The sequence below is a fragment of the Shewanella sp. Choline-02u-19 genome, from assembly GCF_002836205.1.
Taxonomy (GTDB): domain Bacteria; phylum Pseudomonadota; class Gammaproteobacteria; order Enterobacterales; family Shewanellaceae; genus Shewanella.
In genome coordinates this window covers 1-22929 of the sequence record NZ_PJBE01000010.1, presented here as the reverse complement: position 1 = coordinate 22929, position 22929 = coordinate 1, and the positions used below count along the sequence as shown (strand labels likewise).

Annotated in this window: 33 protein-coding genes; all 33 read left to right on the top strand. The window is 45.3% G+C overall.

Annotated elements, in window-relative coordinates:
• The first annotated feature begins 27 nt into the window (after positions 1–27).
• The 33 genes from rpoC to rplQ all read left to right on the top strand — a co-directional run bounded on the left by rpoC (position 28) and on the right by rplQ (position 22768).
• Positions 28–4242 carry a DNA-directed RNA polymerase subunit beta' gene (gene rpoC / locus CXF83_RS00255; protein ID WP_101088980.1) on the top strand — a complete coding sequence of 1405 codons (4215 nt, stop codon included), beginning with the start codon at positions 28–30 and terminating at the stop codon, positions 4240–4242.
• Between the two features lie 189 nt (positions 4243–4431).
• The gene (gene rpsL / locus CXF83_RS00250; RefSeq protein ID WP_101088981.1) at positions 4432–4806 is read left to right on the top strand and encodes a 30S ribosomal protein S12; all 375 of its coding nucleotides are present in this window, start codon (positions 4432–4434) and stop codon (positions 4804–4806) included.
• Positions 4807–4886: 80 nt separating this feature from the next.
• Positions 4887–5357, top strand: coding sequence for a 30S ribosomal protein S7 (gene rpsG, locus CXF83_RS00245; protein ID WP_101088982.1), 471 nt, complete (start codon positions 4887–4889; stop codon positions 5355–5357).
• A 75-nt stretch (positions 5358–5432) separates the two neighbouring features.
• On the top strand, positions 5433–7529 hold the full coding sequence (gene fusA / locus CXF83_RS00240; RefSeq protein WP_101088983.1) for an elongation factor G: 2097 nt from the start codon (positions 5433–5435) through the stop codon (positions 7527–7529).
• 84 nt (positions 7530–7613) lie between these two features.
• Entirely contained in the window at positions 7614–8798 is a 1185-nt protein-coding gene (gene tuf / locus CXF83_RS00235) for an elongation factor Tu (protein WP_101088972.1), read from the top strand.
• Between the two features lie 357 nt (positions 8799–9155).
• A complete protein-coding gene (gene rpsJ, locus CXF83_RS00230) occupies positions 9156–9467 on the top strand; it encodes a 30S ribosomal protein S10 (protein WP_005503530.1) in 312 nt (103 codons plus the stop codon).
• Between the two features lie 24 nt (positions 9468–9491).
• The gene (gene rplC, locus CXF83_RS00225) at positions 9492–10130 is read left to right on the top strand and encodes a 50S ribosomal protein L3 (protein ID WP_101088984.1); all 639 of its coding nucleotides are present in this window, start codon (positions 9492–9494) and stop codon (positions 10128–10130) included.
• A 17-nt stretch (positions 10131–10147) separates the two neighbouring features.
• A complete protein-coding gene (gene rplD, locus CXF83_RS00220) occupies positions 10148–10753 on the top strand; it encodes a 50S ribosomal protein L4 (protein WP_101088985.1) in 606 nt (201 codons plus the stop codon).
• Positions 10750–11052 carry a 50S ribosomal protein L23 gene (gene rplW, locus CXF83_RS00215; RefSeq protein ID WP_101088986.1) on the top strand — a complete coding sequence of 101 codons (303 nt, stop codon included), beginning with the start codon at positions 10750–10752 and terminating at the stop codon, positions 11050–11052. The genes rplD and rplW overlap by 4 nt, the downstream gene beginning before the upstream one ends.
• A 16-nt stretch (positions 11053–11068) precedes the next feature.
• Positions 11069–11896, top strand: a complete 828-nt coding sequence (gene rplB / locus CXF83_RS00210) for a 50S ribosomal protein L2 (RefSeq protein ID WP_101088987.1) — start codon at positions 11069–11071, stop codon at positions 11894–11896.
• A gap of 11 nt (positions 11897–11907) precedes the next feature.
• Positions 11908–12186, top strand: a complete 279-nt coding sequence (gene rpsS / locus CXF83_RS00205; protein ID WP_006083596.1) for a 30S ribosomal protein S19 — start codon at positions 11908–11910, stop codon at positions 12184–12186.
• Between the two features lie 15 nt (positions 12187–12201).
• Positions 12202–12534, top strand: a complete 333-nt coding sequence (gene rplV / locus CXF83_RS00200; protein WP_101088988.1) for a 50S ribosomal protein L22 — start codon at positions 12202–12204, stop codon at positions 12532–12534.
• A gap of 9 nt (positions 12535–12543) precedes the next feature.
• On the top strand, positions 12544–13233 hold the full coding sequence (gene rpsC, locus CXF83_RS00195) for a 30S ribosomal protein S3 (RefSeq protein ID WP_101088989.1): 690 nt from the start codon (positions 12544–12546) through the stop codon (positions 13231–13233).
• A gap of 11 nt (positions 13234–13244) precedes the next feature.
• Positions 13245–13655 carry a 50S ribosomal protein L16 gene (gene rplP / locus CXF83_RS00190; RefSeq protein WP_101088990.1) on the top strand — a complete coding sequence of 137 codons (411 nt, stop codon included), beginning with the start codon at positions 13245–13247 and terminating at the stop codon, positions 13653–13655.
• Positions 13655–13846, top strand: coding sequence for a 50S ribosomal protein L29 (gene rpmC / locus CXF83_RS00185; protein ID WP_101088991.1), 192 nt, complete (start codon positions 13655–13657; stop codon positions 13844–13846). The genes rplP and rpmC overlap by 1 nt, the downstream gene beginning before the upstream one ends.
• Positions 13846–14094 (top strand): 30S ribosomal protein S17, encoded by a 249-nt coding sequence (gene rpsQ / locus CXF83_RS00180; RefSeq protein ID WP_101088992.1) that lies wholly within the window; start codon positions 13846–13848, stop codon positions 14092–14094. The genes rpmC and rpsQ overlap by 1 nt, the downstream gene beginning before the upstream one ends.
• Positions 14095–14276: 182 nt before the next feature.
• Positions 14277–14645, top strand: a complete 369-nt coding sequence (gene rplN, locus CXF83_RS00175; protein ID WP_011863976.1) for a 50S ribosomal protein L14 — start codon at positions 14277–14279, stop codon at positions 14643–14645.
• A gap of 11 nt (positions 14646–14656) precedes the next feature.
• Complete coding sequence (rplX, locus tag CXF83_RS00170; protein ID WP_101088993.1) at positions 14657–14971, top strand: 50S ribosomal protein L24; 315 nt, start codon at positions 14657–14659, stop codon at positions 14969–14971.
• A gap of 12 nt (positions 14972–14983) precedes the next feature.
• Positions 14984–15523 (top strand): 50S ribosomal protein L5, encoded by a 540-nt coding sequence (gene rplE / locus CXF83_RS00165; protein WP_101088994.1) that lies wholly within the window; start codon positions 14984–14986, stop codon positions 15521–15523.
• 10 nt (positions 15524–15533) lie between these two features.
• Positions 15534–15839 (top strand): 30S ribosomal protein S14, encoded by a 306-nt coding sequence (rpsN, locus tag CXF83_RS00160; protein ID WP_101088995.1) that lies wholly within the window; start codon positions 15534–15536, stop codon positions 15837–15839.
• A 24-nt stretch (positions 15840–15863) separates the two neighbouring features.
• Positions 15864–16256, top strand: a complete 393-nt coding sequence (rpsH, locus tag CXF83_RS00155) for a 30S ribosomal protein S8 (protein WP_101088996.1) — start codon at positions 15864–15866, stop codon at positions 16254–16256.
• A gap of 10 nt (positions 16257–16266) precedes the next feature.
• Positions 16267–16797, top strand: a complete 531-nt coding sequence (gene rplF, locus CXF83_RS00150) for a 50S ribosomal protein L6 (protein WP_101088997.1) — start codon at positions 16267–16269, stop codon at positions 16795–16797.
• A gap of 10 nt (positions 16798–16807) precedes the next feature.
• Complete coding sequence (gene rplR / locus CXF83_RS00145; RefSeq protein ID WP_101088998.1) at positions 16808–17158, top strand: 50S ribosomal protein L18; 351 nt, start codon at positions 16808–16810, stop codon at positions 17156–17158.
• A gap of 13 nt (positions 17159–17171) precedes the next feature.
• The gene (rpsE, locus tag CXF83_RS00140) at positions 17172–17675 is read left to right on the top strand and encodes a 30S ribosomal protein S5 (RefSeq protein ID WP_101088999.1); all 504 of its coding nucleotides are present in this window, start codon (positions 17172–17174) and stop codon (positions 17673–17675) included.
• A 5-nt stretch (positions 17676–17680) separates the two neighbouring features.
• Complete coding sequence (gene rpmD, locus CXF83_RS00135; RefSeq protein ID WP_041410757.1) at positions 17681–17866, top strand: 50S ribosomal protein L30; 186 nt, start codon at positions 17681–17683, stop codon at positions 17864–17866.
• A 1-nt stretch (position 17867) separates the two neighbouring features.
• Positions 17868–18302 (top strand): 50S ribosomal protein L15, encoded by a 435-nt coding sequence (rplO, locus tag CXF83_RS00130; RefSeq protein ID WP_101089000.1) that lies wholly within the window; start codon positions 17868–17870, stop codon positions 18300–18302.
• 7 nt (positions 18303–18309) lie between these two features.
• Positions 18310–19650, top strand: coding sequence for a preprotein translocase subunit SecY (gene secY / locus CXF83_RS00125; protein WP_101089001.1), 1341 nt, complete (start codon positions 18310–18312; stop codon positions 19648–19650).
• A 23-nt stretch (positions 19651–19673) separates the two neighbouring features.
• Positions 19674–19787 (top strand): 50S ribosomal protein L36, encoded by a 114-nt coding sequence (gene rpmJ, locus CXF83_RS00120; RefSeq protein WP_006083579.1) that lies wholly within the window; start codon positions 19674–19676, stop codon positions 19785–19787.
• Between the two features lie 115 nt (positions 19788–19902).
• The gene (gene rpsM / locus CXF83_RS00115) at positions 19903–20259 is read left to right on the top strand and encodes a 30S ribosomal protein S13 (RefSeq protein ID WP_101089002.1); all 357 of its coding nucleotides are present in this window, start codon (positions 19903–19905) and stop codon (positions 20257–20259) included.
• A gap of 14 nt (positions 20260–20273) precedes the next feature.
• On the top strand, positions 20274–20666 hold the full coding sequence (rpsK, locus tag CXF83_RS00110; protein WP_012153476.1) for a 30S ribosomal protein S11: 393 nt from the start codon (positions 20274–20276) through the stop codon (positions 20664–20666).
• Between the two features lie 35 nt (positions 20667–20701).
• Positions 20702–21322, top strand: coding sequence for a 30S ribosomal protein S4 (gene rpsD, locus CXF83_RS00105; RefSeq protein ID WP_101089003.1), 621 nt, complete (start codon positions 20702–20704; stop codon positions 21320–21322).
• 24 nt (positions 21323–21346) lie between these two features.
• Positions 21347–22336 carry a DNA-directed RNA polymerase subunit alpha gene (locus tag CXF83_RS00100; protein WP_101089004.1) on the top strand — a complete coding sequence of 330 codons (990 nt, stop codon included), beginning with the start codon at positions 21347–21349 and terminating at the stop codon, positions 22334–22336.
• Positions 22337–22375: 39 nt separating this feature from the next.
• Positions 22376–22768 carry a 50S ribosomal protein L17 gene (gene rplQ, locus CXF83_RS00095; RefSeq protein WP_101089005.1) on the top strand — a complete coding sequence of 131 codons (393 nt, stop codon included), beginning with the start codon at positions 22376–22378 and terminating at the stop codon, positions 22766–22768.
• Positions 22769–22929: the final 161 nt, after the last annotated feature.

Sequence of the window (22929 nt, the reverse complement as noted above, 5' to 3'; positions counted from 1 at the left end):
CCGATTTAACTCCTTCAGGAGAGAAACGTGAAAGACTTATTAAAGTTTCTGAAACAGCAAAGTAAGACTGAAGAATTTGATGGAATCAAGATTGGCCTAGCGTCACCTGATTTGATCCGTTCTTGGTCGTTTGGTGAAGTTAAGAAGCCAGAAACCATTAACTACCGTACATTCAAGCCTGAACGTGAAGGTTTATTCTGTGCGCGTATTTTTGGTCCAGTAAAAGATTACGAATGTTTATGCGGTAAGTATAAGCGTCTTAAGCACCGTGGTGTGATCTGTGAAAAGTGTGGCGTTGAAGTCACGCAGACTAAAGTACGTCGTGAACGTATGGGTCACATCGATCTTGCAAGCCCAGTAGCACATATTTGGTTCTTGAAGTCACTGCCGTCTCGTATCGGTTTGATGCTAGATATGACTCTTCGTGATATCGAACGTGTACTTTACTTCGAATCTTTCGTCGTCATCGAGCCTGGCATGACCAGTCTTGAACGCGGCCAAATGCTAACAGAAGAAACTTATCTGGATGCATTGGAAGAGTACGGTGATGAATTCGAAGCTAAGATGGGTGCTGAAGCAGTTCTAGAATTGCTACGTGCTATCGAGCTTGAAAAAGAAATTGAAATGATGCGCGAAGAATTGCCATCAATCAACTCTGAGACTCGTCGTAAGAAGATCACTAAGCGTCTTAAGCTTGTTGAGGCATTCTTCCAATCAGGTAACAAGCCTGAGTGGATGATCCTTAAAGTGCTGCCAGTTCTGCCACCTGATCTACGTCCTCTAGTTCCACTAGATGGCGGACGTTTTGCTACGTCTGATTTGAACGACCTTTACCGTCGTGTAATTAACCGTAACAACCGTCTAAAGCGTCTGTTAGATCTAGCTGCTCCAGATATCATCGTACGTAACGAAAAGCGTATGTTGCAAGAATCTGTCGATGCGCTTTTAGATAACGGTCGTCGTGGTCGTGCTATTACAGGTTCTAACAAGCGTCCGCTTAAATCTTTGGCCGATATGATCAAAGGTAAGCAAGGTCGTTTCCGTCAGAACTTGCTAGGTAAGCGTGTTGATTACTCTGGTCGTTCGGTTATTACCGTTGGTCCAACGCTTCGCTTACATCAGTGTGGTCTTCCTAAGAAGATGGCACTTGAGCTATTTAAGCCGTTCATCTATGGCAAGTTAGAAGGTCGTGGCTTAGCTACTACCATTAAAGCTGCTAAGAAGATGGTTGAACGTGAAGTACCAGAAGTTTGGGATGTTCTAGACGATGTTATTCGTGAACACCCAGTGATGCTTAACCGTGCACCAACATTGCACAGACTAGGTATCCAGGCATTTGAGCCAGTACTCATCGAAGGTAAAGCTATTCAGCTTCACCCATTGGTTTGTGCGGCATACAACGCCGATTTCGATGGTGACCAAATGGCTGTTCACGTGCCGCTAACGCTGGAAGCTCAGCTAGAAGCACGTTCACTAATGATGTCTACCAACAACATCCTATCACCTGCAAACGGTGAGCCGGTGATTACACCATCTCAGGATGTTGTATTGGGTCTTTACTACACGAGTCGTGAGCGCATTAACGGCAAGGGTGAAGGCATGGCATTTGCTGATGTTGCAGAAGCTGAAAAAGCTTACCGCACCGGCTTCGCAGAATTGCATGCTCGCGTTAAGGTTCGTATTACCGAAACCAAGATTAACGAAGCAGGCGAAAAAGTTAAGACTCGTCGTATCGTAGATACAACAGTGGGTCGTGCATTGCTTTCAACGATTCTGCCAAAAGGCTTATCTTATGATCTGGTTAACCAGAACATGGGTAAGAAGCAGATCTCTAAGCTATTGAACACTTGTTACCGTCAACTAGGTCTTAAAGATACCGTTATCTTTGCTGACCAATTGATGTATACCGGTTTTCATTATGCAACTGTGTCTGGTGCCTCTGTTGGTATCAACGACATGGTTATTCCAGATGAAAAGTACACGCTAGTTGCAGACGCTGAAGCGGAAGTTCTTGAGATTCAAGAGCAGTTCCAGTCAGGTCTAGTAACAGCCGGTGAGCGTTACAACAAGGTCATCGATATCTGGGCAAGCGCGAACGAAAAAGTTTCTAAAGCGATGATGCAAAACCTGTCAACTGAGACAGTGATTAACCGTGACGGCGTAGAAGAAGAGCAAGAATCTTTCAACAGTATCTACATGATGGCCGATTCTGGTGCTCGTGGTAGTGCTGCACAGATTCGTCAGCTTGCCGGTATGCGTGGTTTGATGGCTAAGCCAGATGGCTCAATCATCGAAACACCGATTACCGCAAACTTCCGTGAAGGTCTAAACGTATCTCAGTACTTTATTTCGACTCACGGTGCGCGTAAAGGTCTAGCGGATACGGCATTGAAGACAGCTAACTCAGGTTACCTGACTCGTCGTCTAGTAGACGTTGCACAAGATTTAGTTGTGATTGAAGAAGACTGTGGCACGTTTGAAGGTCTAACAATGAAACCCCTTATTGAAGGTGGTGATGTTGTTGAGCCGTTGCGTGAACGTGTTCTAGGTCGTGTTGTTGCTCAAGATGTATTTAAGCCAGGTACTGAAGAAGTACTTGTGCCCCGTAATACACTGCTTGACGAAGCTTGGTGTGACATCATCGAAGATAATTCAATCGATGAAATGATTGTTCGCTCAGTAATTAGCTGTGATACAGACTTCGGTGTGTGTGCTGCTTGTTATGGTCGTGATTTGGCTCGTGGCCATATCATCAACCAAGGTGAAGCAATCGGTGTTGTTGCGGCTCAGTCAATTGGTGAGCCAGGAACACAGCTTACGATGCGTACCTTCCACATTGGTGGTGCAGCATCTCGTGCGTCAGCAGAGAACAACGTTCAAGTTAAGAACGCGGGTACTCTAAAGCTGCACAATGCTAAGCATGTAACGAACATCAATGGCAAATTGGTCATTGTATCTCGTTCTTCAGAGCTAGCCATTATTGATGAGCTAGGTCGTGAGAAAGAGCGTTATAAGGTGCCATACGGTACTATTCTAGAAAAACTAGAAGATGCAGCTGTTGCAGCTGGCGATATTATCGCTAACTGGGATCCACATACTCACCCAATTATCACTGAAGTTGCGGGTAGTACTAAGTTCGTCGATATGATTGACAATGTCACTATGACACGTCAAACAGATGATCTAACGGGTCTATCATCTATTGTGATATTAGATGTTGCACAACGTCCAACAGCCGGTAAAGAGATGCGTCCTATGATTCGTCTCGTTGCAGCTGATGGCGGTGACTTGAAGATTCCTGGTACTGAAGTTCCAGCACAATACTTCTTGCCTGGCAACGCGATTGTCAACCTTGACGATAACGCATCAATTAACGTTGGTGATGCCTTAGCACGTATTCCTCAAGAATCGTCTAAGACTCGTGATATTACCGGTGGTCTGCCACGCGTAGCCGACTTGTTTGAAGCGCGTAAGCCGAAAGAGCCAGCTATTCTTGCTGAAGTATCGGGTACTATCTCGTTCGGTAAGGAAACCAAAGGTAAGCGTCGTCTAGTGATTACCCCTGCAGAAGGTGGCGAGCACTACGAAGAGATGATTCCTAAGTGGCGTAACCTAAACGTGTTCGAAGGCGAAAAAGTCGAACGTGGTGAAGTTATTGCTGATGGTGCAGAAGCTGCGCACGATATTCTACGTCTACGTGGTATCCACAATGTGGCTAACTACATCGTGAATGAAGTGCAGGATGTTTACCGTCTACAGGGTGTTAAGATCAACGATAAGCACATTGAGGTGATTATTCGCCAGATGCTGCGTAAGTGTGAGATCACTAATGCTGGTGACAGTAATTTCCTAGCAGGCGAGCAAGCTGAAGTTTCACGCGTTAAGATCGCTAACCGCGAACTTGAAGCGCAAGGAAAGCAGTTAGTCACCTTTACTCGTGACCTTCTTGGTATCACCAAGGCGTCTCTAGCGACAGAGTCATTTATCTCAGCAGCATCGTTCCAGGAGACCACTCGTGTTCTTACTGAAGCAGCCGTTGGCGGTAAGAAAGACAAACTACGCGGTCTTAAAGAGAACGTAATTGTGGGTCGTTTGATCCCTGCTGGTACGGGTTACGCATACCATCAGAAGCGTGCAGCAGCGGCGGCGAAACCAACGTCTACTGAAGCACCAACAATTAGCGCAAGCGAAGCTGAGCAGAACCTTGCAGATTTACTAAATCTAGCTGGAAGTTCTGATTAATTCAGTCTGAAAAGTAAACAAATTGTAAAAAAGGCGCCTTTTGCGCCTTTTTTTTACTTTAAATCGGTTAAAAGTTGTCTATTTCTTGACACTAACGCCATACACTTCTAAAATTTCGCGTCCCACACCTGTGGGATATAGATTTTTCACACCTTACTGTTGATTCGGTCAACTGATTCGGAGCTATACATGGCAACTGTAAACCAGTTGGTACGTAAGCCACGCGCACCTAAAGTCGATAAGACTAATGTGCCTGCGTTGGAAGCGTGTCCACAAAAACGTGGTGTTTGTACTCGCGTATACACAACCACACCAAAAAAACCTAACTCTGCACTACGTAAAGTAGCTCGTGTGCGTCTAACTAACGGTTTCGAAGTTACTTCGTACATCGGCGGTGAAGGCCACAACCTGCAGGAACACAGTGTAATTCTAATCCGCGGTGGTCGTGTAAAAGATCTACCGGGTGTACGTTACCACACTGTACGTGGCGCTTTAGATTGTGCTGGTGTAAGTGAACGTCGTCAAGGTCGTTCAAAGTACGGTGCTAAGCGTCCTAAGTCTTAACGTTTTCCGTTAAGTAAGGCCAAGCTAGTTTTTATTGAGATTCCAGTTTTGGGGTCCCTGAAGCATACGGAGAAATTGTTATGCCAAGACGTCGCGTTGTAGGACAACGTAAAATCCTACCAGATCCAAAGTTCAACAGTGAGTTGCTGGCTAAGTTCATCAACGTCATTATGCAGGACGGCAAAAAGTCGACTGCAGAAAAAATTATTTACAAGGCACTAGATACCGCTTTCGAAAAGAAAGGCGAAGATCATCTAGTTATCCTTGAAGCAGCCCTGGACAATGTGCGTCCAACCGTCGAAGTTAAATCTCGTCGTGTTGGTGGTTCTACATACCAGGTACCATGTGAAGTTCGTCCAGTGCGTCGTAACGCACTGGCGATGCGCTGGTTGGTTGAAGCTGCACGTAAGCGTGGTGAAAAATCTATGGCGTTACGTCTAGCCGGTGAAATGCTAGACGCATCAGACAACAAAGGTACTGCTGTTAAGAAGCGCGAAGACGTGCATCGTATGGCAGAAGCAAACAAAGCGTTTGCTCATTACCGCTGGTAATATCTTGGCGTGGGCTAAGTCCCACGCCTTACTTGCATTGCTAACACTCAGGTTTTAGCTAAGAGGGTATAAATCGTGGCTCGTACAACTCCAATTGAGCGTTATCGTAATATCGGTATTGTCGCTCATGTTGACGCTGGTAAAACCACCACAACTGAACGTGTTCTATTCTACACCGGTATGTCTCATAAGATCGGTGAAGTTCATGATGGCGCAGCCACTATGGATTGGATGGAACAAGAGCAGGAACGTGGGATTACCATCACATCAGCCGCAACGACTACTTTCTGGCGCGGAATGGATGCGCAGTTTACTGAACACCGTATCAACATCATCGATACTCCTGGTCACGTTGACTTCACTATTGAAGTAGAACGTTCACTACGAGTCTTAGATGGTGCTGTGGTTGTATTCTGTGGTTCATCTGGGGTTGAACCTCAATCTGAGACTGTTTGGCGTCAAGCTGATAAGTATCATGTCCCTCGTATGGTTTTCATCAATAAGATGGACCGTGCAGGGGCTGACTTTGATAGCGTAGTCGAACAGATCCGTAACCGTCTTGGAGCAAACTGTGTCCCTATTCAGCTGAATATCGGTGCAGAAGAAGAGTTCAAAGGTGTTGTTGATTTGATCAAGATGAAAGCGATTAACTGGTCTGAAGAAGACCTGGGAATGACTTTCAGTTATGAAGAAATACCAGCAGACTTAGCCGATAAAGCAGCAGAAATGCGTGAGTACTTGGTTGAGAGTGCAGCGGAAGCTTCAGACGAACTGATGGAAAAATACCTCGAAGGAAGTGTACTTTCAGAAGTTGAGATCAAAGAGGCATTACGTAAGCGTACCTTAAATAATGAAATCGTTTTGGTCACCTGTGGTTCTGCTTTTAAGAACAAAGGTGTGCAAGCGGTGCTCGATGCAGTGGTAGATTATCTACCGTCACCTGTCGAAGTTCCTGCAATTACGGGAATGGATGACAATGAGAAAGAAACATATCGTCCTGCGGATGATAATGCGCCTTTCGCTGCTTTAGCCTTTAAGATTGCAACAGACCCATTTGTGGGTACCTTAACCTTTATACGTGTTTATTCAGGTGTATTGGAAACCGGTGCTGGCGTTTATAACTCTGTTAAGCAAAAACGTGAACGTATTGGTCGTATGGTGCAGATGCACGCTAATGACCGTCAAGAGATTAAAGAAGTACGCGCTGGCGACATCGCTGCAGCTATTGGTCTTAAAGACGTGACGACTGGCGATACATTGTGCGATATTGACCATAAAGTAGTTCTGGAGCGAATGGATTTTCCTGAGCCTGTAATTACTATTGCTGTTGAACCTAGAACCAAGGCAGACCAAGATAAGATGGGGATGGCGTTGCAAAAACTTGCAGCGGAAGATCCGTCGTTCCGTGTTGAAACTGATGAAGAATCAGGCCAAACACTGATCTCTGGTATGGGTGAGCTACACTTAGACATTATCGTTGACCGTATGCGTCGCGAGTTTGGTGTTAGCTGTAATGTAGGTAAACCTCAAGTTGCATATCGTGAGACTATCCGCGCAAGCGTGGAAGTTGAAGGCAAGTTCATTCGCCAATCTGGTGGTCGAGGTCAATTCGGTCATGTTTGGTTAAAGCTAGAACCTCAAGAACAAGGTTTTGGCTACGAATTTGTCAATGAAATTGTTGGTGGTTCTGTTCCAAAGGAATACATCCCAGCAGTAGACAAAGGTATTCAAGAACAGATGAAGAGCGGCGTATTAGCCGGCTTCCCTATTCTAGACGTAAAGGTTACTTTGTTTGACGGTTCATATCATGATGTGGATTCGAACGAAATGGCCTTTAAAGTCGCCGGTTCAATGGGCTTTAAAAAGGGTGCTCTTGAAGCAGACCCTGCCTTGCTTGAACCTTGTATGAAAGTCGAAGTGACAACACCTGAAAATCATATGGGTGATGTTGTGGGAGACTTAAACCGTCGTCGTGGCCTAATTGAAGGTATGGACGATGGTATCGCAGGTGTTAAACTTGTGCATGCAACAGTACCTTTGTCTGAAATGTTCGGTTATGCAACCGCTTTGCGCTCTGCGACTCAGGGTCGTGCTTCATACTCAATGGAGTTTTTGAAGTACTCCGATGCACCGCAAAATGTTACTAAAGCAATAATGGAAGCTCGAGGCTAATAGCCAGACTCTATTATTGATATAATTAATTGCTATTGCTCGGTTAAATAAACCGAGCATTTTCTGAAAAGAAAGGAATATATCGTGGCTAAAGAAAAATTTGAACGTATTAAACCACACGTAAACGTGGGTACTATCGGACACGTCGATCATGGTAAGACAACTCTTACTGCTGCTATCTCGTCTGTGTTAACTAAGACTTACGGTGGTGAAGTTAAAAACTTCGCACAAATCGATAATGCTCCTGAAGAGCGTGAGCGCGGTATTACAATTAATACTTCTCACATCGAATATGACACACCTGCACGTCACTACGCACACGTAGATTGTCCTGGTCACGCCGATTATGTTAAAAACATGATCACTGGTGCTGCTCAAATGGACGGCGCGATTCTAGTAGTTGCTTCTACAGATGGTCCAATGCCACAAACACGTGAGCACATCCTGCTTTCACGTCAGGTTGGCGTACCATTCATCATCGTATTCATGAACAAATGTGACATGGTAGATGACGAAGAGCTTCTTGAGCTTGTAGAAATGGAAGTTCGTGAACTTCTTTCTGAATATGACTTCCCAGGTGATGACTTACCAGTTATCCAAGGTTCTGCGCTTAAAGCCCTTGAAGGCGAGCCAGAGTGGGAAGCTAAAATTCTTGAGCTTGCAGAAGCACTTGATACTTATATTCCAGAGCCAGAGCGTGCTATTGATGGTGCATTCATTCTTCCAATCGAAGATGTTTTCTCAATCTCAGGCCGTGGTACAGTTGTAACTGGTCGTGTAGAGCGCGGTATCATCAAGATTGGTGAAGAAGTCGAAATTATTGGTATCCGTGATACTACTAAGACTACTTGTACTGGTGTTGAAATGTTCCGCAAGCTACTTGACGAAGGTCGTGCTGGCGAAAACTGTGGTGTTCTTCTACGTGGTACTAAGCGTGAAGATGTTGAACGTGGTCAGGTTCTTGCTGCTCCAGGTTCAATTACTCCACATACAACTTTTGAGTCAGAAATCTACGTTCTGTCTAAAGAAGAAGGCGGACGTCACACTCCATTCTTCAAAGGTTACCGTCCACAGTTCTATTTCCGTACAACGGATGTAACTGGTACTATCGAATTGCCTGAAGGCGTTGAGATGGTAATGCCTGGTGATAACGTACAGATGACAGTTACACTAATCTGCCCAATCGCGATGGATGAAGGTTTACGCTTCGCTATCCGTGAAGGTGGCCGTACTGTTGGTGCTGGTGTTGTAGCTAAGATTGTTGCTTAATAGCAACGAGTCTTAACTCAATATCAAAAAAGGCAGCCTAGGCTGCCTTTTTAATTTCCGAAAGAAAGTTATTGGGGCTAGTAATCTTGATCTGGCTCGGTATAATAGCCGCCACTTTATTGAATTCTGTCTATTTGACGGTATTTCAAACAGTGGGGTTGATCTGAGCGCTAAAGTCAGTATAATACCCCCTCGCCTTAACCATTAGGCGATTTAAATTGGTCTACCCTTGAGGTTGACGTAAAAAAACAGCGACTCCGATTGTGAGTCGAACGGTTAAATCATCTCGCTCTGCTTTTCCAAAAGGAAGAAGCTAGAGGGTGATTTTTTATGTGTACATTTTAGGAGCTCTGGTCAATGCAGAACCAAAGAATCCGTATCCGCTTAAAAGGATTTGATCATCGTTTGATTGATCAGTCTACTGCGGAAATCGTTGAAACTGCTAAGCGTACAGGCGCACAGGTTCGTGGTCCAATTCCACTTCCTACGCGTAAAGAACGTTATACCATTTTGACTTCTCCACACGTTAATAAAGATGCGCGTGATCAGTACGAACTTCGTACTCACAAGCGTCTTGTTGATATCGTCGAGCCGACTGAAAAGACTGTAGACGCACTTATGCGTTTAGATCTTGCAGCTGGCGTTGACGTTCAAATTAGCTTGGGTTAATTGAGCTTAGAAGAGGTTTGAGAGATGGCTATCGGTCTTATCGGTCGTAAAGTAGGTATGACACGTATCTTCAATGAAGATGGCGCGTCGGTACCTGTAACAGTAATTGAAATTGCTGCTAACCGTGTAACCCAAGTGAGAACTTTGGATACAGACGGTTACCGCGCACTTCAAGTAACTACTGGTACTAAAAAAGCTAATCGCATCACTAAACCAGAAGCAGGTCACTTTGCTAAGGCAGGCGTTGAAGCCGGTCGTGGTTTATGGGAAATGCGTTTGGCAGATGGTGAAGGTGAAGGTATCGAAGTTGGTGCTGAGCTTAATGTAGATATTTTCGCTGAAATTGCGAAAGTAGATGTAACTGGTCAATCAAAAGGTAAAGGCTTCCAAGGCGGTATTAAGCGTTGGAACTTCCATGCCCAAGATATGACTCATGGTAACTCTTTGGCTCATAGATCTAACGGTTCTATTGGTCAAAACCAGACACCTGGTCGCGTTTTCAAAGGTAAGAAAATGTCAGGCCACATGGGTGCAGAGCGTGTTACTACGCAGAATCTAGACGTTATACGTGTAGATGCTGAACGTAACTTGCTACTGGTTAAGGGTGCAGTTCCAGGCGCTACTAATGGCGACCTGATCATCAAACCAGCTGTTAAAGCTTAAGGTCTGAGGAGATAGTAATGGAATTGGTATTGAAAGACGCACAGAGTGCTCTTGAAGTTTCCGAAACTACCTTCGGCCGTGACTTTAACGAAGCACTGGTTCATCAGGTAGTTGTAGCTTACGCTGCAAACGCACGTCAGGGCACTCGTGCTCAAAAGACTCGTGCAGAAGTAGTTGGCTCTGGCAAAAAGCCATGGCGCCAAAAAGGTACTGGCCGCGCACGTGCCGGTACTGTTAAAGGCCCAATCTGGCGTGGCGGTGGCGTAACATTCGCTGCTAAAGCACAAGATCACAGCCAAAAAGTTAACAAGAAGATGTACCGCGGAGCGCTGAAAAGCATATTCTCTGAATTGGTACGTCAAGACCGTCTTATCGTTGTTGAGTCGTTTAGTGTTGATGCTCCTAAAACTAAAGAGCTGAAAGCTAAACTTGCTGAAATGCAACTTGAAGACGTGTTGATTGTTACTCCAGAAGTTGACGAGAACTTGTTCTTAGCTGCTCGTAACTTGTACAAAGTTGATGTTCGTGATGTTGCTGGTATTGATCCAGTTAGCCTTATCGCATTCAACAAAGTACTCGTAACTGCTGAAGCTATTAAGCAAATCGAGGAGATGCTGGGATGATAAGCGAAGAACGTTTGTTAAAAGTTATTCTTGCTCCACATGTTTCTGAAAAGAGCACTGTGAACGCTGAGAAAACCAATACAGTTGTTTTCCGTGTAGCTATCGATGCAACTAAAGCTGAAGTTAAAGCTGCAGTAGCACAGCTATTCGAAGTTGAAGTCGATTCAGTTCGCACTTTGGTTAACAAAGGTAAAACTAAGCGTCACGGTGCCCGTACAGGCCGTCGTAGCGATTGGAAAAAAGCCTATGTTACTCTAGCTGAAGGTGCTGACATCGATTTCGTCGGCGGCGCTGAATAAGCAAAGGAGAATTATCGTGGCAGTTATTAAGTGTAAGCCAACCTCTCCAGGTCGTCGCCATCTAGTTAAAGTGGTGAACAACGATCTGCATAAAGGTAAACCTTTTGCAGGCCTGTTGGCGAAGAAATCAAAAAGTGGTGGCCGTAACAATACTGGTCGTATCACTGTCCGCCACATTGGTGGTGGTCATAAGCAACATTATCGTCTAATCGACTTTAAGCGTAATAAAGACAGTATCCCTGCGAAGGTTGAACGTTTGGAATATGATCCAAACCGTACAGCTAACATCGCTTTGGTACTTTACGCTGACGGTGAGCGTCGTTACATCATTGCCGCTAAAGGCATGAAAGCTGGAGATGCAATCCAGTCTGGTATCGATGCAGAGATCAAGAGCGGTAACGCATTGCCTCTACGTAATATCCCTGTGGGTAGCGTAGTGCACGCAGTCGAAATGAAGCCTGGTAAAGGTGCTCAAATCGCTCGTTCTGCTGGTGCTTATGTACAAGTTATTGCTCGTGATGGCGCATACGCCACTCTACGTCTTCGCTCTGGCGAAATGCGTAAAGTGCCGGTTGATTGCCGCGCGACATTGGGTGAAGTTGGTAACGCCGAGCATATGCTACGCCAGTTAGGTAAAGCAGGTGCTAAACGCTGGAGAGGCGTACGCCCGACAGTTCGTGGTGTTGCAATGAACCCAGTTGATCACCCACATGGTGGTGGTGAAGGCCGTACATCTGGTGGCCGTCACCCTGTTTCACCTTGGGGTATGCCTACTAAGGGTTATAAGACTCGTAGTAACAAACGCACCGACAAGTACATTGTACGTCGTCGCAATAAAAAGTAAGAGGATTCGCCATGCCACGTTCTCTCAAGAAAGGTCCATTCATTGACCTACACTTGCTGAAGAAGGTAGAGAAAGCGATGGAAGCTGGAGACAAGAAGCCTATTAAGACTTGGTCTCGCCGCTCTATGATCATCCCTAATATGATTGGGTTGACCATCGCTGTCCATAATGGTCGTCAGCACGTACCTGTGTTCGTAACTGACGAAATGATCGGCCACAAGCTTGGTGAGTTTTCACCAACACGCACTTATCGCGGCCATGCTGCAGATAAGAAAGCGAAGAAGCGTTAATACGGGAGGAATAAGATGGAAGTTTTAGCTATACATCGTTTTGCCCGTACGTCGCCTCAAAAGTGTCGTTTGGTTGCAGATCAAATCCGTGGACTGCCTGTTGCTAAGGCTCTCGAAATTCTAACTTTCAGCCCTAAGAAAGCTGCCGTACTTGTTAAAAAAGTACTGGACTCTGCTATCGCCAATGCTGAGCACAATGAAGGTGCTGACATTGACGAATTAAGAGTTGGAAAGATTATGATCGATGAAGGTCCAACTATGAAGCGTATCATGCCACGTGCCAAAGGCCGTGCTGATCGCATAATCAAGCGTACCAGCCACATTACTGTGGTTGTATCAGATCGCTAGGAGTTAGCAATGGGACAGAAAGTACATCCTAATGGTATCCGTCTGGGTATCACTAAGCCTTGGATCTCGACATGGTACGCTGACAAGTCAGACTATGCCAATAACTTGAATAGTGACTGGGAAGTGCGTAAGTTTCTTGAAAAGAAACTTAAGCAAGCATCAGTTTCTAAAATTGTTATCGAGCGTCCAGCTAAAAGTGTTCGTGTTACTATCCACACAGCCCGTCCAGGTGTTGTGATTGGTAAGAAAGGCGAAGACGTAGAAAAGCTACGCAATGCAGTTGCTAAATTGACTGGTATTCCAGCTCAAATTAACATCGCTGAGATCCGTAAGCCTGAGCTAGATGCTAAGCTTGTTGCCGATGGCATCGCTTCGCAGTTAGAGCGTCGTGTTATGTTCCGTCGTGCTATGAAGCGCGCAGTTCAAAACGCAATGCGTCTTGGCGCGAAAGGTATCAAGGTACAAGTTAGCGGCCGTCTAGGCGGCGCTGAAATTGCGCGCTCGGAATGGTATCGTGAGGGTCGTGTACCTTTGCATACTCTTCGTGCTGATATCGACTATTCTACTTCTGAGAGTCACACTCAATACGGTGTGATTGGCGTTAAAGTTTGGGTCTTCAAAGGTGAAGTTCTAGACGGTATCGTTCCTCAGCATGAAGAGCCGAAACAGCAGCCGAAGCGCAAGCCTCGCGGTAAATAGGAGAGCTGGCAATGCTGCAACCAAAAAGAACAAAGTTCCGCAAAATGTTCAAGGGCCGTAACCGCGGTCTTGCGAACGGCACTGAAGTAAGCTTCGGTGAATTCGGTTTGAAAGCTGTTGGACGTGGTCGTCTAACTGCTCGTCAAATTGAAGCTGCGCGTCGTGCTATGACACGTCATATTAAACGTCAAGGTCAAATCTGGATCCGCGTTTTCCCTGATAAGCCAATTACCTCTAAGCCTCTTGAAGTGCGTATGGGTAAAGGTAAGGGTAACGTTGAATATTGGGTAGCCCAAATTCAACCAGGTAAGGTTCTTTATGAGATGAATGGTGTACCAGAAGAGTTGGCTCGTGAAGCTTTCGCTCTTGCTGCTTCCAAGTTGCCTCTTAAGACTACCTTCGTAACTAAGACGGTGATGTAATGAAAGCGAGCGAACTAACAGAAAAGAGCGTTGAAGAATTGAACGCTGAACTGCTTGGTCTGCTGCGTGAGCAGTTTAATCTGCGTATGCAACACGCCACTGGTCAGTTGACTCAAACTCAACAGCTTAAAATCGTGCGTCGTAACATTGCGCGCGTTAAGACCATTATTACTTCTAAGGCGGGTGTGTAATGACTGATAATATCCGTACTTTACAGGGTCGAGTACTTAGCAACAAGATGGACAAGTCTATCACTGTAGCTATTGAGCGTAAGGTTAAACATCCGTTATACGGTAAGTTCCTTAAGCGTACTACTAAGATCCATGCTCATGATGAGCAGAATCAGTGTAATGCTGGTGATGTCGTGACTATTCGCGAATGTCGCCCGCTTTCTAAGACTAAGTCTTGGACTCTGGTTGAAGTAGTAACAAAAGCCTAATATTATTAGGCGTTTAGGTAAACGGCTCCATTGCTTGGAGCCGTTTGTATTTTTAGTACTATCTATTCCTATTTTTGGGTGTTACACTTGCGCGCCAAATTTGACTAAATTAAAGTCTAAATTTGGACAGAAAATGTACCCCCTTTGTGGGAATGTGAAGTAACGATAGCGGAGCACTTAAAATGATCCAAATGCAATCGACTCTAGAAGTCGCCTGTAACAGTGGCGCTCGTAGAGTTCAGTGTATTAAGGTCTTGGGTGGCTCTCATCGTCGTTATGCCGGAATCGGCGACGTCATCAAGGTTTCTGTAAAGGAAGCTATTCCTCGCGGTAAAGCGAAGAAAGGTGATGTATATAACGCGGTGGTAGTCCGTACTAAGAAAGGCGTACGTCGTCCAGACGGTTCTGTCATTCGCTTCGATCGGAACGCAGCGGTTTTGCTTAATGCAAACCTTGCACCGATTGGTACTCGTATCTTTGGACCAGTGACACGTGAATTGCGTACAGAGCAATTTATGAAAATTGTCTCGCTGGCACCAGAAGTACTGTAAGGAGCTTCAAAATGGCAGCAAAAATACGTCGTCAAGACGAAGTAATTGTACTAGCTGGTAAAGACCAGGGGAAACGCGGTAATGTTTCTCAAGTTCTTACTACTGGTAAATTAATTGTAGAAGGTCTTAACCTTGTCAAGAAACACCAAAAGCCAAACCCACAATTGGGCGTAGCTGGCGGTATTGTTGAGCAAGAAGCACCGATACAAGCATCAAACGTAGCGATTTTCAACTCTGCCACTGGCAAAGCTGATCGCGTTGGTTTCCGATTTGAAGACGGCAAAAAAGTCCGTTTCTTTAAGTCGAACAGTGAACTCGTAAAGTAATTGGAGTAAACGATGGCGAAACTGCATGATAAATATAAAGAGACTGTTAGTCCTGAGCTTGTAACAAAGTTTGGTTTTAGCAGTGTCATGCAAGTCCCTCGGATTGAAAAGATCACCCTTAATATGGGTGTTGGCGAAGCAGTAGCAGATAAGAAAGTTATGGAGCATGCGCTCCGTGACATGACTGCTATCGCTGGTCAGAAGCCAGTAGTGACTGTAGCTCGTAAGTCAGTTGCTGGTTTTAAAATCCGTGAAGGCTACCCAATAGGCTGTAAGGTTACACTGCGCGGTGAGCGTATGTGGGAATTCTTAGAGCGTTTAGTAGATATCGCAATCCCGCGTATCCGTGATTTCCGTGGTATGAGTGTTAAATCATTCGACGGTCGCGGTAACTATGCGATGGGCGTGCGTGAACAAATAATCTTTCCAGAGATCGAATACGATAAAATCGATAAGATCCGCGGTATGGATATTGTAATCACTACTTCTGCGAAGAATGATGAAGAAGGCCGAGCTTTGCTCGAAGGCTTTAACTTCCCATTCAAGAAATAAGGGTAGCGTAATGGCAAAAAGTTCAATGAAAGCACGTGAAGTAAAACGTGCCAAGCTCGTAGCTAAGTTCGCTGAAAAGCGTCTAGCTCTTAAAGCTATCATTAGCAGCTCAACAACTTCTGATGAAGATCGTTGGGATGCCGTACTTAAGTTACAAGCTCTTCCACGTGACTCTAGCGCAGCGCGTCAGCGCAATCGCTGTAGTCAAACTGGTCGCCCACATGGTTTCCTACGTAAATTCGGCCTTAGCCGTATTAAATTACGTGAAGCAACTATGCGCGGTGAAGTTCCTGGCCTACGTAAAGCCAGCTGGTAAGCACTTGTCACGGAGTAAGCTAATATGAGCATGCAAGATCCTATTGCGGATATGTTAACACGTATTCGTAACGGCCAAGCTGCTAAACACGTATCTGTGAAGATGCCTTCTGCTAAGCTAAAAATCGCTATTGCGAAAATGCTTAAAGAAGAAGGTTATATCACTGACTACGCCGTAGCAGATGAAGCCAAGCCTGAATTGGAAATTACTTTAAAGTACTTTCAAGGTCAGCCAGTCGTAGAGACTATCCAGCGCGTTAGCCGTCCGGGACTTCGTATTTACAAAAGTAAAAACGAACTTCCAAAGGTTATGGGCGGACTGGGTGTCGCTATCGTGTCCACTTCTAAAGGTTTGATGACTGATCGTACTGCCCGCCAAAATGGCATGGGCGGGGAAGTTATCTGCTACGTAGCATAAGGAGCTAGCAATGTCTCGTGTCGCAAAAGCACCAGTCGCTATTCCTGCCGGCGTAGAAGTGACTTTAAACGAACAAACTATCACCGTAAAAGGTACTAAAGGTAGTTTGACTCGAGTTATAAACACTGACGTTTCTATTGTTATTGAAGACAATGAAATTAAGTGTAGCCCAATTGAAGGCGTGAAAACTGCCGCTCAAGCGGGTACAGCTCGAGCTTTAATCAACAATATGGTTGTTGGTGTAACAGTAGGCTTTGAAAAGAAACTACAGTTAATTGGTGTCGGTTACCGTGCGAAAATCGCTGGTAAAGGTATTGATTTAACTTTAGGTTTTTCTCACCCACTGGTCCACGAACTTCCTGACGGCGTAACAGCAGAGTGTCCTAGCCAAACTGAAATCGTACTGAAAGGTACTGATAAGCAGTTAATTGGTCAGGTAGCTGCTGAGATTCGCAGCCATCGTCCACCAGAGCCTTATAAAGGTAAAGGTGTTCGCTACGCTGATGAACAAGTACGCCGTAAAGAGGCTAAGAAGAAGTAGGTAACGCGATATGGATAAGAAAACATCTCGCTTACGCCGCGCACTACGCGCCCGTAAGAAGATCCAAGAGCTGGGCGTTAATCGTCTGGTTGTACATCGTACACCACGTCATACTTACGCTCAGGTCATTAGTCCTGTAAACGTAGTGTTGGCGGCAGCTTCTACTGCTGAGAAAGCAGTATCAGAGCAGCTAAAGTACACTGGTAACGTTGATGCAGCTAAAGTAGTGGGTAAAATCGTTGCTGAGCGCGCTATCGAAAAAGGCGTAGCTGTAGTTGCATTCGATCGTTCCGGCTTCAAGTATCACGGACGCGTTGCTGCATTAGCAGACGCCGCTCGTGAAGCTGGCCTCAAGTTCTAAGGAATGATGAAAAATGGCTAAATTTGAAGCTCAACAAAAAGACGATCTGCAAGAGAAGTTAGTTGCAGTTAATCGTGTTTCTAAAGTAGTTAAAGGCGGACGTATCTTTAGCTTCACTGCACTAACTGTAGTCGGTGATGGTAACGGTAAAGTCGGTTTTGGCTATGGTAAAGCGCGTGAAGTACCAGCAGCAATTCAGAAAGCAATGGAAAAGGCTCGCCGTAACATTGTGAACGTTGAATTGAACAACGGTACTTTACACCACCCTGTAAAGGGTCGTCATACTGGATCGCGTGTTTACATGCAACCAGCCTCTGACGGTACCGGTATTATTGCCGGTGGCGCAATGCGTGCCGTATTGGAAGTAGCAGGCGTTCATAACGTTCTGTCAAAAGCATACGGTTCTACTAACCCGATTAACATCGTTCGCGCAACTGTAGATGCGTTGGTGCACATGAAGTCACCATCACAAATTGCAGCTAAGCGTGGCCTGAATGTTAAAGAAATTCGAGGTTAAGCACCATGGCTACTAAAACACTTAAAGTAACTCAGACTAAAAGTTCAATTGGACGTTTGCCTAAGCATCGTGCAACTTTGACTGGTCTAGGTTTACGCCGCATTAATCATACAGTCGAAGTTGAAGATACTCCTTCAGTTCGCGGTATGATTAACAAGGTTTACTACATGGTTTCGGTGGAGGAAGTATAAGATGCGTCTAAATACTCTATCACCTGCTGCAGGTGCTAAATCAGCAGCTAAGCGTGTAGGTCGCGGTATCGGTTCTGGGACTGGTAAAACTTGTGGCCGCGGTCACAAGGGACAGAAGTCTCGTTCAGGCGGCGGCGTTCGCGTCGGTTTCGAGGGTGGTCAAATGCCACTTAAGATTCGTCTACCTAAGTTTGGTTTTACCTCGCGTCGTGCGTTGGTATCAGCAGAAGTTCGCATTAGCGAACTAGCTAAAGTTAACGGTGATGTTATCGACCTAAATGCGCTGAAAGATGCGAATCTAGTTACTCGCAACATACAGTTTGCTAAAATCGTTCTTTCAGGTACCATTGAGCGCCCTGTGACCGTTAAAGGTCTAAAGGCAACCAAAGGTGCACGTGCAGCTATTGAAGCTGCCGGTGGCAAGATCGAGGAATAATACGTCGATGGCAAAACCAGGACTTGATTTAAAAAGCGCGAAGGGCGGTTTATCTGAATTGAAAACCCGCCTGCTGTTCGTGATTGGTGCAATTATCGTCTTTAGAGCCGGTTCGTTTGTACCAATTCCTGGTATTGACGCTGCTGTACTAGCAGAGCTGTTTAATCAGCAAAAGGGTACCATCTTAGGCATGTTTAACATGTTCTCTGGTGGCGCCCTTGAACGTGCCTCTATTTTTGCATTAGGTATCATGCCGTATATTTCGGCATCGATCATTATGCAGTTATTGACAGTCGTTCATCCTGCTCTCGCTGAATTGAAAAAGGAAGGCGAGTCAGGGCGAAAGAAGATTAGTCAATACACTAGATACGGCACATTGGTCCTGGGTACGTTCCAGGCAATCGGTATCGCAACAGGTCTTCCGAACTTAGTTCCAGGTTTAGTAGTAAACCTAGGATTCGGATTTTACTTTGTAGCGGTTGTGAGTTTAGTCACTGGAACAATGTTCCTTATGTGGTTAGGTGAGCAAATTACCGAAAGAGGCATTGGTAATGGTATCTCGATATTAATTTTCGCAGGTATTGTTGCAGGTCTACCATCTGCTATCGGTCAAACGGCTGAGCAGGCGCGTCAAGGCGACATAAGTGTACTAGTATTGTTGTTGCTGGCAGTAATTGTTTTTGCTGTCACATATTTTGTGGTATTTGTAGAGCGTGGACAACGACGTATTGTTGTTAACTATGCTAAGCGTCAACAAGGCCGAAAGGTTTTTGCAGCGCAAAGCACTCATTTACCGCTGAAGATAAATATGGCTGGTGTTATACCACCTATTTTTGCGTCCAGCATAATTTTGTTTCCAGGCACACTGGCTCAGTGGTTTGGACAAAATGAGTCCTTGTCATGGTTAAGTGATTTTTCACTTGCTGTGTCACCGGGACAACCGTTGTACTCATTGTTATATGCAACAGCGATTATCTTTTTCTGTTTCTTCTATACTGCGTTGGTGTTTAACCCTCGCGAAACAGCAGATAACTTGAAGAAGAGTGGTGCGTTTATTCCCGGGATTCGTCCTGGAGAACAGACTTCGCGTTACATTGATAAAGTAATGACCCGCCTGACATTAGCCGGTGCGTTGTACATTACGTTTATCTGCTTAATTCCGGAGTTCATGTTAATTGCGTGGAAAGTACAGTTCTATTTTGGCGGTACTTCGCTACTTATTATGGTAGTCGTAATCATGGACTTCATGGCTCAAGTTCAGACCCATATGATGTCTCATCAGTATGAGTCTGTAATGAAGAAAGCTAATTTGGTAAACAAAGCGAATTTAGATCGTTTTGGTCGCTAACTTAGCAATCTCGGAGTGATGAAATGAAAGTTCGAGCTTCCGTGAAGAAGATCTGCCGTAACTGCAAGATCGTAAAGCGTAGTGGTGTTGTTCGTGTGATTTGTGTTGAACCTAAACACAAACAACGTCAAGGCTAAAAGAAAGATTTGACCAGCCCAGTCGGGGCTGGTCAAAATATTATTTGCTAAATTGTCGTCTGTCGAGTATCCTACCGGGCTTTTCACAGATGACCTTTAACTTGAGGAGTGCATAGTGGCCCGTATCGCTGGCATTAACATTCCTGATCAAAAGCATGCAGTCATTGCATTGACTGCTATTTTCGGCATTGGCCGTACTCGCGCACAAGCAATTTGCGCGGCTACTTCAATTGCTGAAGATGCTAAGATCAAGGAATTGAGCGAAGCTCAAATAGATACTCTACGCGAAGAAGTTGCCAACTACATTGTAGAAGGTGATTTACGTCGCGAAGTTTCCATGAACATCAAGCGTCTTATGGACCTTGGTTGTTACCGTGGCCTTCGCCATCGTCGTAGCCTTCCCCTTCGTGGGCAACGTACTAAGACCAATGCGCGTACGCGTAAAGGTCCACGTAAACCAATTAGAAAGTAACGGGGTAATCCACAATGGCTAAAGTTCCGTCACGTTCTCCGCGTAAGCGTGTACGTAAACAGGTTGCTGATGGTATGGCGCATATACATGCGTCTTTCAACAACACTATTATTACCATTACAGATCGTCAAGGTAACGCACTATCTTGGGCAACTTCTGGTGGTTCAGGTTTCCGTGGTTCACGTAAATCTACCCCATTTGCTGCACAGGTTGCTGCTGAGCGTGCAGGTACTGCTGCTCAGGATTACGGTGTTAAGAACCTTGAAGTTTTTGTGAAGGGTCCAGGTCCAGGGCGCGAATCAGCGATTCGTGCACTAAATTCGGTTGGTTATAAAATTACTAACATTACCGATGTGACGCCTATCCCTCATAATGGTTGTCGTCCTCCTAAGAAACGTCGCGTTTAATTCGTCGTTTTTAATAGGATCGTTGGAGAAAGAACATGGCAAGATACTTGGGTCCAAAGCTCAAGCTCAGCCGCAGAGAAGGTACTGACCTTTTCCTAAAAAGCGGTGTGAGAGCAATTGATTCGAAGTGTAAGCTTGAAACTGCACCTGGACAACACGGCGCTCGTAAGACCCGTCTGTCTGAGTATGGCGTACAGCTACGCGAGAAACAAAAAGTTCGTCGTATTTATGGTGTGCTAGAAAAGCAATTCCGTAACTACTACAAAGATGCTGCACGTACTAAAGGTAACACTGGTGAAAACCTACTTACTCTTTTAGAAACCCGTCTTGATAACGTAGTTTATCGTATGGGCTTTGGTGCAACACGCGCTGAATCACGTCAGCTAATTAGCCATAAGTCAATTATGGTTAATGGTAGCGTCGTTAACATTCCATCATTCAAAGTGTCTGCGAATGATGTAGTGAGCGTTCGCGAGAAGTCACGTACTCAAGCTCGTATTAAAGCGGCTTTAGAAGTGTCGGCTCAACGCGAAAAGCCAACATGGGTTGAAGTTGACAGCACTAAGATGGAAGGTGCTTTTAAGCGTCTACCTGAACGTAGTGATTTGTCTGCGGAAATTAACGAACAGCTGATCGTCGAACTTTACTCTAAGTAAAGTTAAAACAAAAGAGAGGACACAATGCAGGGTTCTGTTACAGAATTTCTTAAACCGCGTCTCGTTGATATCGAGCAGGTTAATCCAACACGTGCCAGAGTTACACTGGAGCCGCTAGAGCGTGGTTTTGGTCACACTTTAGGTAACGCGTTGCGTCGTATCCTATTGTCGTCTATGCCAGGCTGCGCGGTAACCGAAGTAGAGATCGATGGTGTACTGCATGAATACAGTAGCAAGGAAGGCGTGCAAGAAGATATCCTCGAGATATTGCTTAACCTTAAAGGTTTAGCAGTTGTTATCGAAGGGAAAGACGAAGCTATGCTTACGCTTAGTAAGTCAGGCGCAGGCCCTGTTACTGCAGCAGATATCACGCATGATGGTGATGTTACTATCATGAATCCTGACCATGTTATCTGTCATTTGACAGGTAATAATGACGTCAGCATGCGTATCCGCGTAGAGCGTGGTCGTGGTTATGTACCGGCTTCTGCCCGTGCACAAACTGAAGACGATGATCGCCCTATCGGCCGTTTGTTGGTTGATTCTTCGTTCTCACCTGTAGCTCGCATTGCTTATAATGTTGAAGCCGCACGTGTTGAGCAGCGTACAGACTTAGATAAACTCGTTATTGATATGACCACAAACGGTACTATCGATCCCGAGGAAGCAATACGTCGTTCTGCAACAATTTTGGCTGAACAGCTAGATGCGTTTGTTGAATTACGTGATGTGACTGAGGCTGCACCAGTCGAAGAGAAGCCGGAGTTCGATCCGATATTGTTGCGTCCTGTCGACGATTTAGAGCTAACTGTACGTTCAGCCAACTGTTTGAAGGCTGAAGCGATTCATTACATCGGCGATCTGGTACAACGCACTGAAGTTGAGCTGTTGAAAACACCTAACTTGGGTAAGAAATCTCTTACCGAAATTAAGGATGTTCTTGCATCTCGCGGACTGTCGTTAGGTATGCGTCTCGAAAACTGGCCTCCAGCTAGTTTAGTAGACGACCTTTAAGTCCAGATTAGTACAGATATAGGTAATAAGGATTAGGTCATGCGCCATCGTAAGAGTGGTCGTCAACTAAATCGTAACAGCAGTCATCGTAAAGCTATGTTTCGCAACATGGCATGCTCAATAGTTCGTCACGAAGTGATCCGAACTACTGTAGCTAAAGCGAAAGAACTGCGTCGCGTAGTTGAACCTCTGATAACACTTGCTAAGAGTGATAGTGTTGCAAACCGCCGTTTGGCATTTGCACGTACTCGCGACGCTGAAGTCGTTGGTAAATTATTTACTGAATTGGGTCCACGCTTCCAGGAACGTCCTGGTGGTTACACTCGTATTCTTAAGTGCGGTCTACGTACTGGTGATAAAGCGCCTATGGCGTATATTGAACTAGTAGGTCGTCCTGAAGCAGCTGAAGCTGTTGAAGACACTGCAGAGTAAATAAGTCTTAGTTATAAAAGGCCGGACAATATGTTCGGCCTTTTTTATGTCTGATGCATTAATGACTTGACTGGTGTAGCAGTTTGGTTTTATCTGGACAGCCACAGCCACAGCCACAGCCACAGCCACAGCCACAGCCACAGCCACAGCCACAGCCACAG

Bases quoted from the DNA above. Each gene is read 5' to 3' on its own strand.
- rpsL (WP_101088981.1), top strand. From the start codon at position 4,432: ATGGCAACTGTAAACCAGTTGGTACGTAAGCCACGCGCACCTAAAGTC.
- rpsG (WP_101088982.1), top strand. From the start codon at position 4,887: ATGCCAAGACGTCGCGTTGTAGGACAACGTAAAATCCTACCAGATCCA.
- rpsJ (WP_005503530.1), top strand. From the start codon at position 9,156: ATGCAGAACCAAAGAATCCGTATCCGCTTAAAAGGATTTGATCATCGT.
- rplC (WP_101088984.1), top strand. From the start codon at position 9,492: ATGGCTATCGGTCTTATCGGTCGTAAAGTAGGTATGACACGTATCTTC.
- rplD (WP_101088985.1), top strand. From the start codon at position 10,148: ATGGAATTGGTATTGAAAGACGCACAGAGTGCTCTTGAAGTTTCCGAA.
- rplW (WP_101088986.1), top strand. From the start codon at position 10,750: ATGATAAGCGAAGAACGTTTGTTAAAAGTTATTCTTGCTCCACATGTT.
- rpsS (WP_006083596.1), top strand. From the start codon at position 11,908: ATGCCACGTTCTCTCAAGAAAGGTCCATTCATTGACCTACACTTGCTG.
- rplV (WP_101088988.1), top strand. From the start codon at position 12,202: ATGGAAGTTTTAGCTATACATCGTTTTGCCCGTACGTCGCCTCAAAAG.
- rpsC (WP_101088989.1), top strand. From the start codon at position 12,544: ATGGGACAGAAAGTACATCCTAATGGTATCCGTCTGGGTATCACTAAG.
- rplP (WP_101088990.1), top strand. From the start codon at position 13,245: ATGCTGCAACCAAAAAGAACAAAGTTCCGCAAAATGTTCAAGGGCCGT.
- rpmC (WP_101088991.1), top strand. From the start codon at position 13,655: ATGAAAGCGAGCGAACTAACAGAAAAGAGCGTTGAAGAATTGAACGCT.
- rpsQ (WP_101088992.1), top strand. From the start codon at position 13,846: ATGACTGATAATATCCGTACTTTACAGGGTCGAGTACTTAGCAACAAG.
- rplN (WP_011863976.1), top strand. From the start codon at position 14,277: ATGATCCAAATGCAATCGACTCTAGAAGTCGCCTGTAACAGTGGCGCT.
- rplX (WP_101088993.1), top strand. From the start codon at position 14,657: ATGGCAGCAAAAATACGTCGTCAAGACGAAGTAATTGTACTAGCTGGT.
- rplE (WP_101088994.1), top strand. From the start codon at position 14,984: ATGGCGAAACTGCATGATAAATATAAAGAGACTGTTAGTCCTGAGCTT.
- rpsN (WP_101088995.1), top strand. From the start codon at position 15,534: ATGGCAAAAAGTTCAATGAAAGCACGTGAAGTAAAACGTGCCAAGCTC.
- rpsH (WP_101088996.1), top strand. From the start codon at position 15,864: ATGAGCATGCAAGATCCTATTGCGGATATGTTAACACGTATTCGTAAC.
- rplF (WP_101088997.1), top strand. From the start codon at position 16,267: ATGTCTCGTGTCGCAAAAGCACCAGTCGCTATTCCTGCCGGCGTAGAA.
- rplR (WP_101088998.1), top strand. From the start codon at position 16,808: ATGGATAAGAAAACATCTCGCTTACGCCGCGCACTACGCGCCCGTAAG.
- rpsE (WP_101088999.1), top strand. From the start codon at position 17,172: ATGGCTAAATTTGAAGCTCAACAAAAAGACGATCTGCAAGAGAAGTTA.
- rpmD (WP_041410757.1), top strand. From the start codon at position 17,681: ATGGCTACTAAAACACTTAAAGTAACTCAGACTAAAAGTTCAATTGGA.
- rplO (WP_101089000.1), top strand. From the start codon at position 17,868: ATGCGTCTAAATACTCTATCACCTGCTGCAGGTGCTAAATCAGCAGCT.
- secY (WP_101089001.1), top strand. From the start codon at position 18,310: ATGGCAAAACCAGGACTTGATTTAAAAAGCGCGAAGGGCGGTTTATCT.
- rpmJ (WP_006083579.1), top strand. From the start codon at position 19,674: ATGAAAGTTCGAGCTTCCGTGAAGAAGATCTGCCGTAACTGCAAGATC.
- rpsK (WP_012153476.1), top strand. From the start codon at position 20,274: ATGGCTAAAGTTCCGTCACGTTCTCCGCGTAAGCGTGTACGTAAACAG.
- rpsD (WP_101089003.1), top strand. From the start codon at position 20,702: ATGGCAAGATACTTGGGTCCAAAGCTCAAGCTCAGCCGCAGAGAAGGT.
- CXF83_RS00100 (WP_101089004.1), top strand. From the start codon at position 21,347: ATGCAGGGTTCTGTTACAGAATTTCTTAAACCGCGTCTCGTTGATATC.
- rplQ (WP_101089005.1), top strand. From the start codon at position 22,376: ATGCGCCATCGTAAGAGTGGTCGTCAACTAAATCGTAACAGCAGTCAT.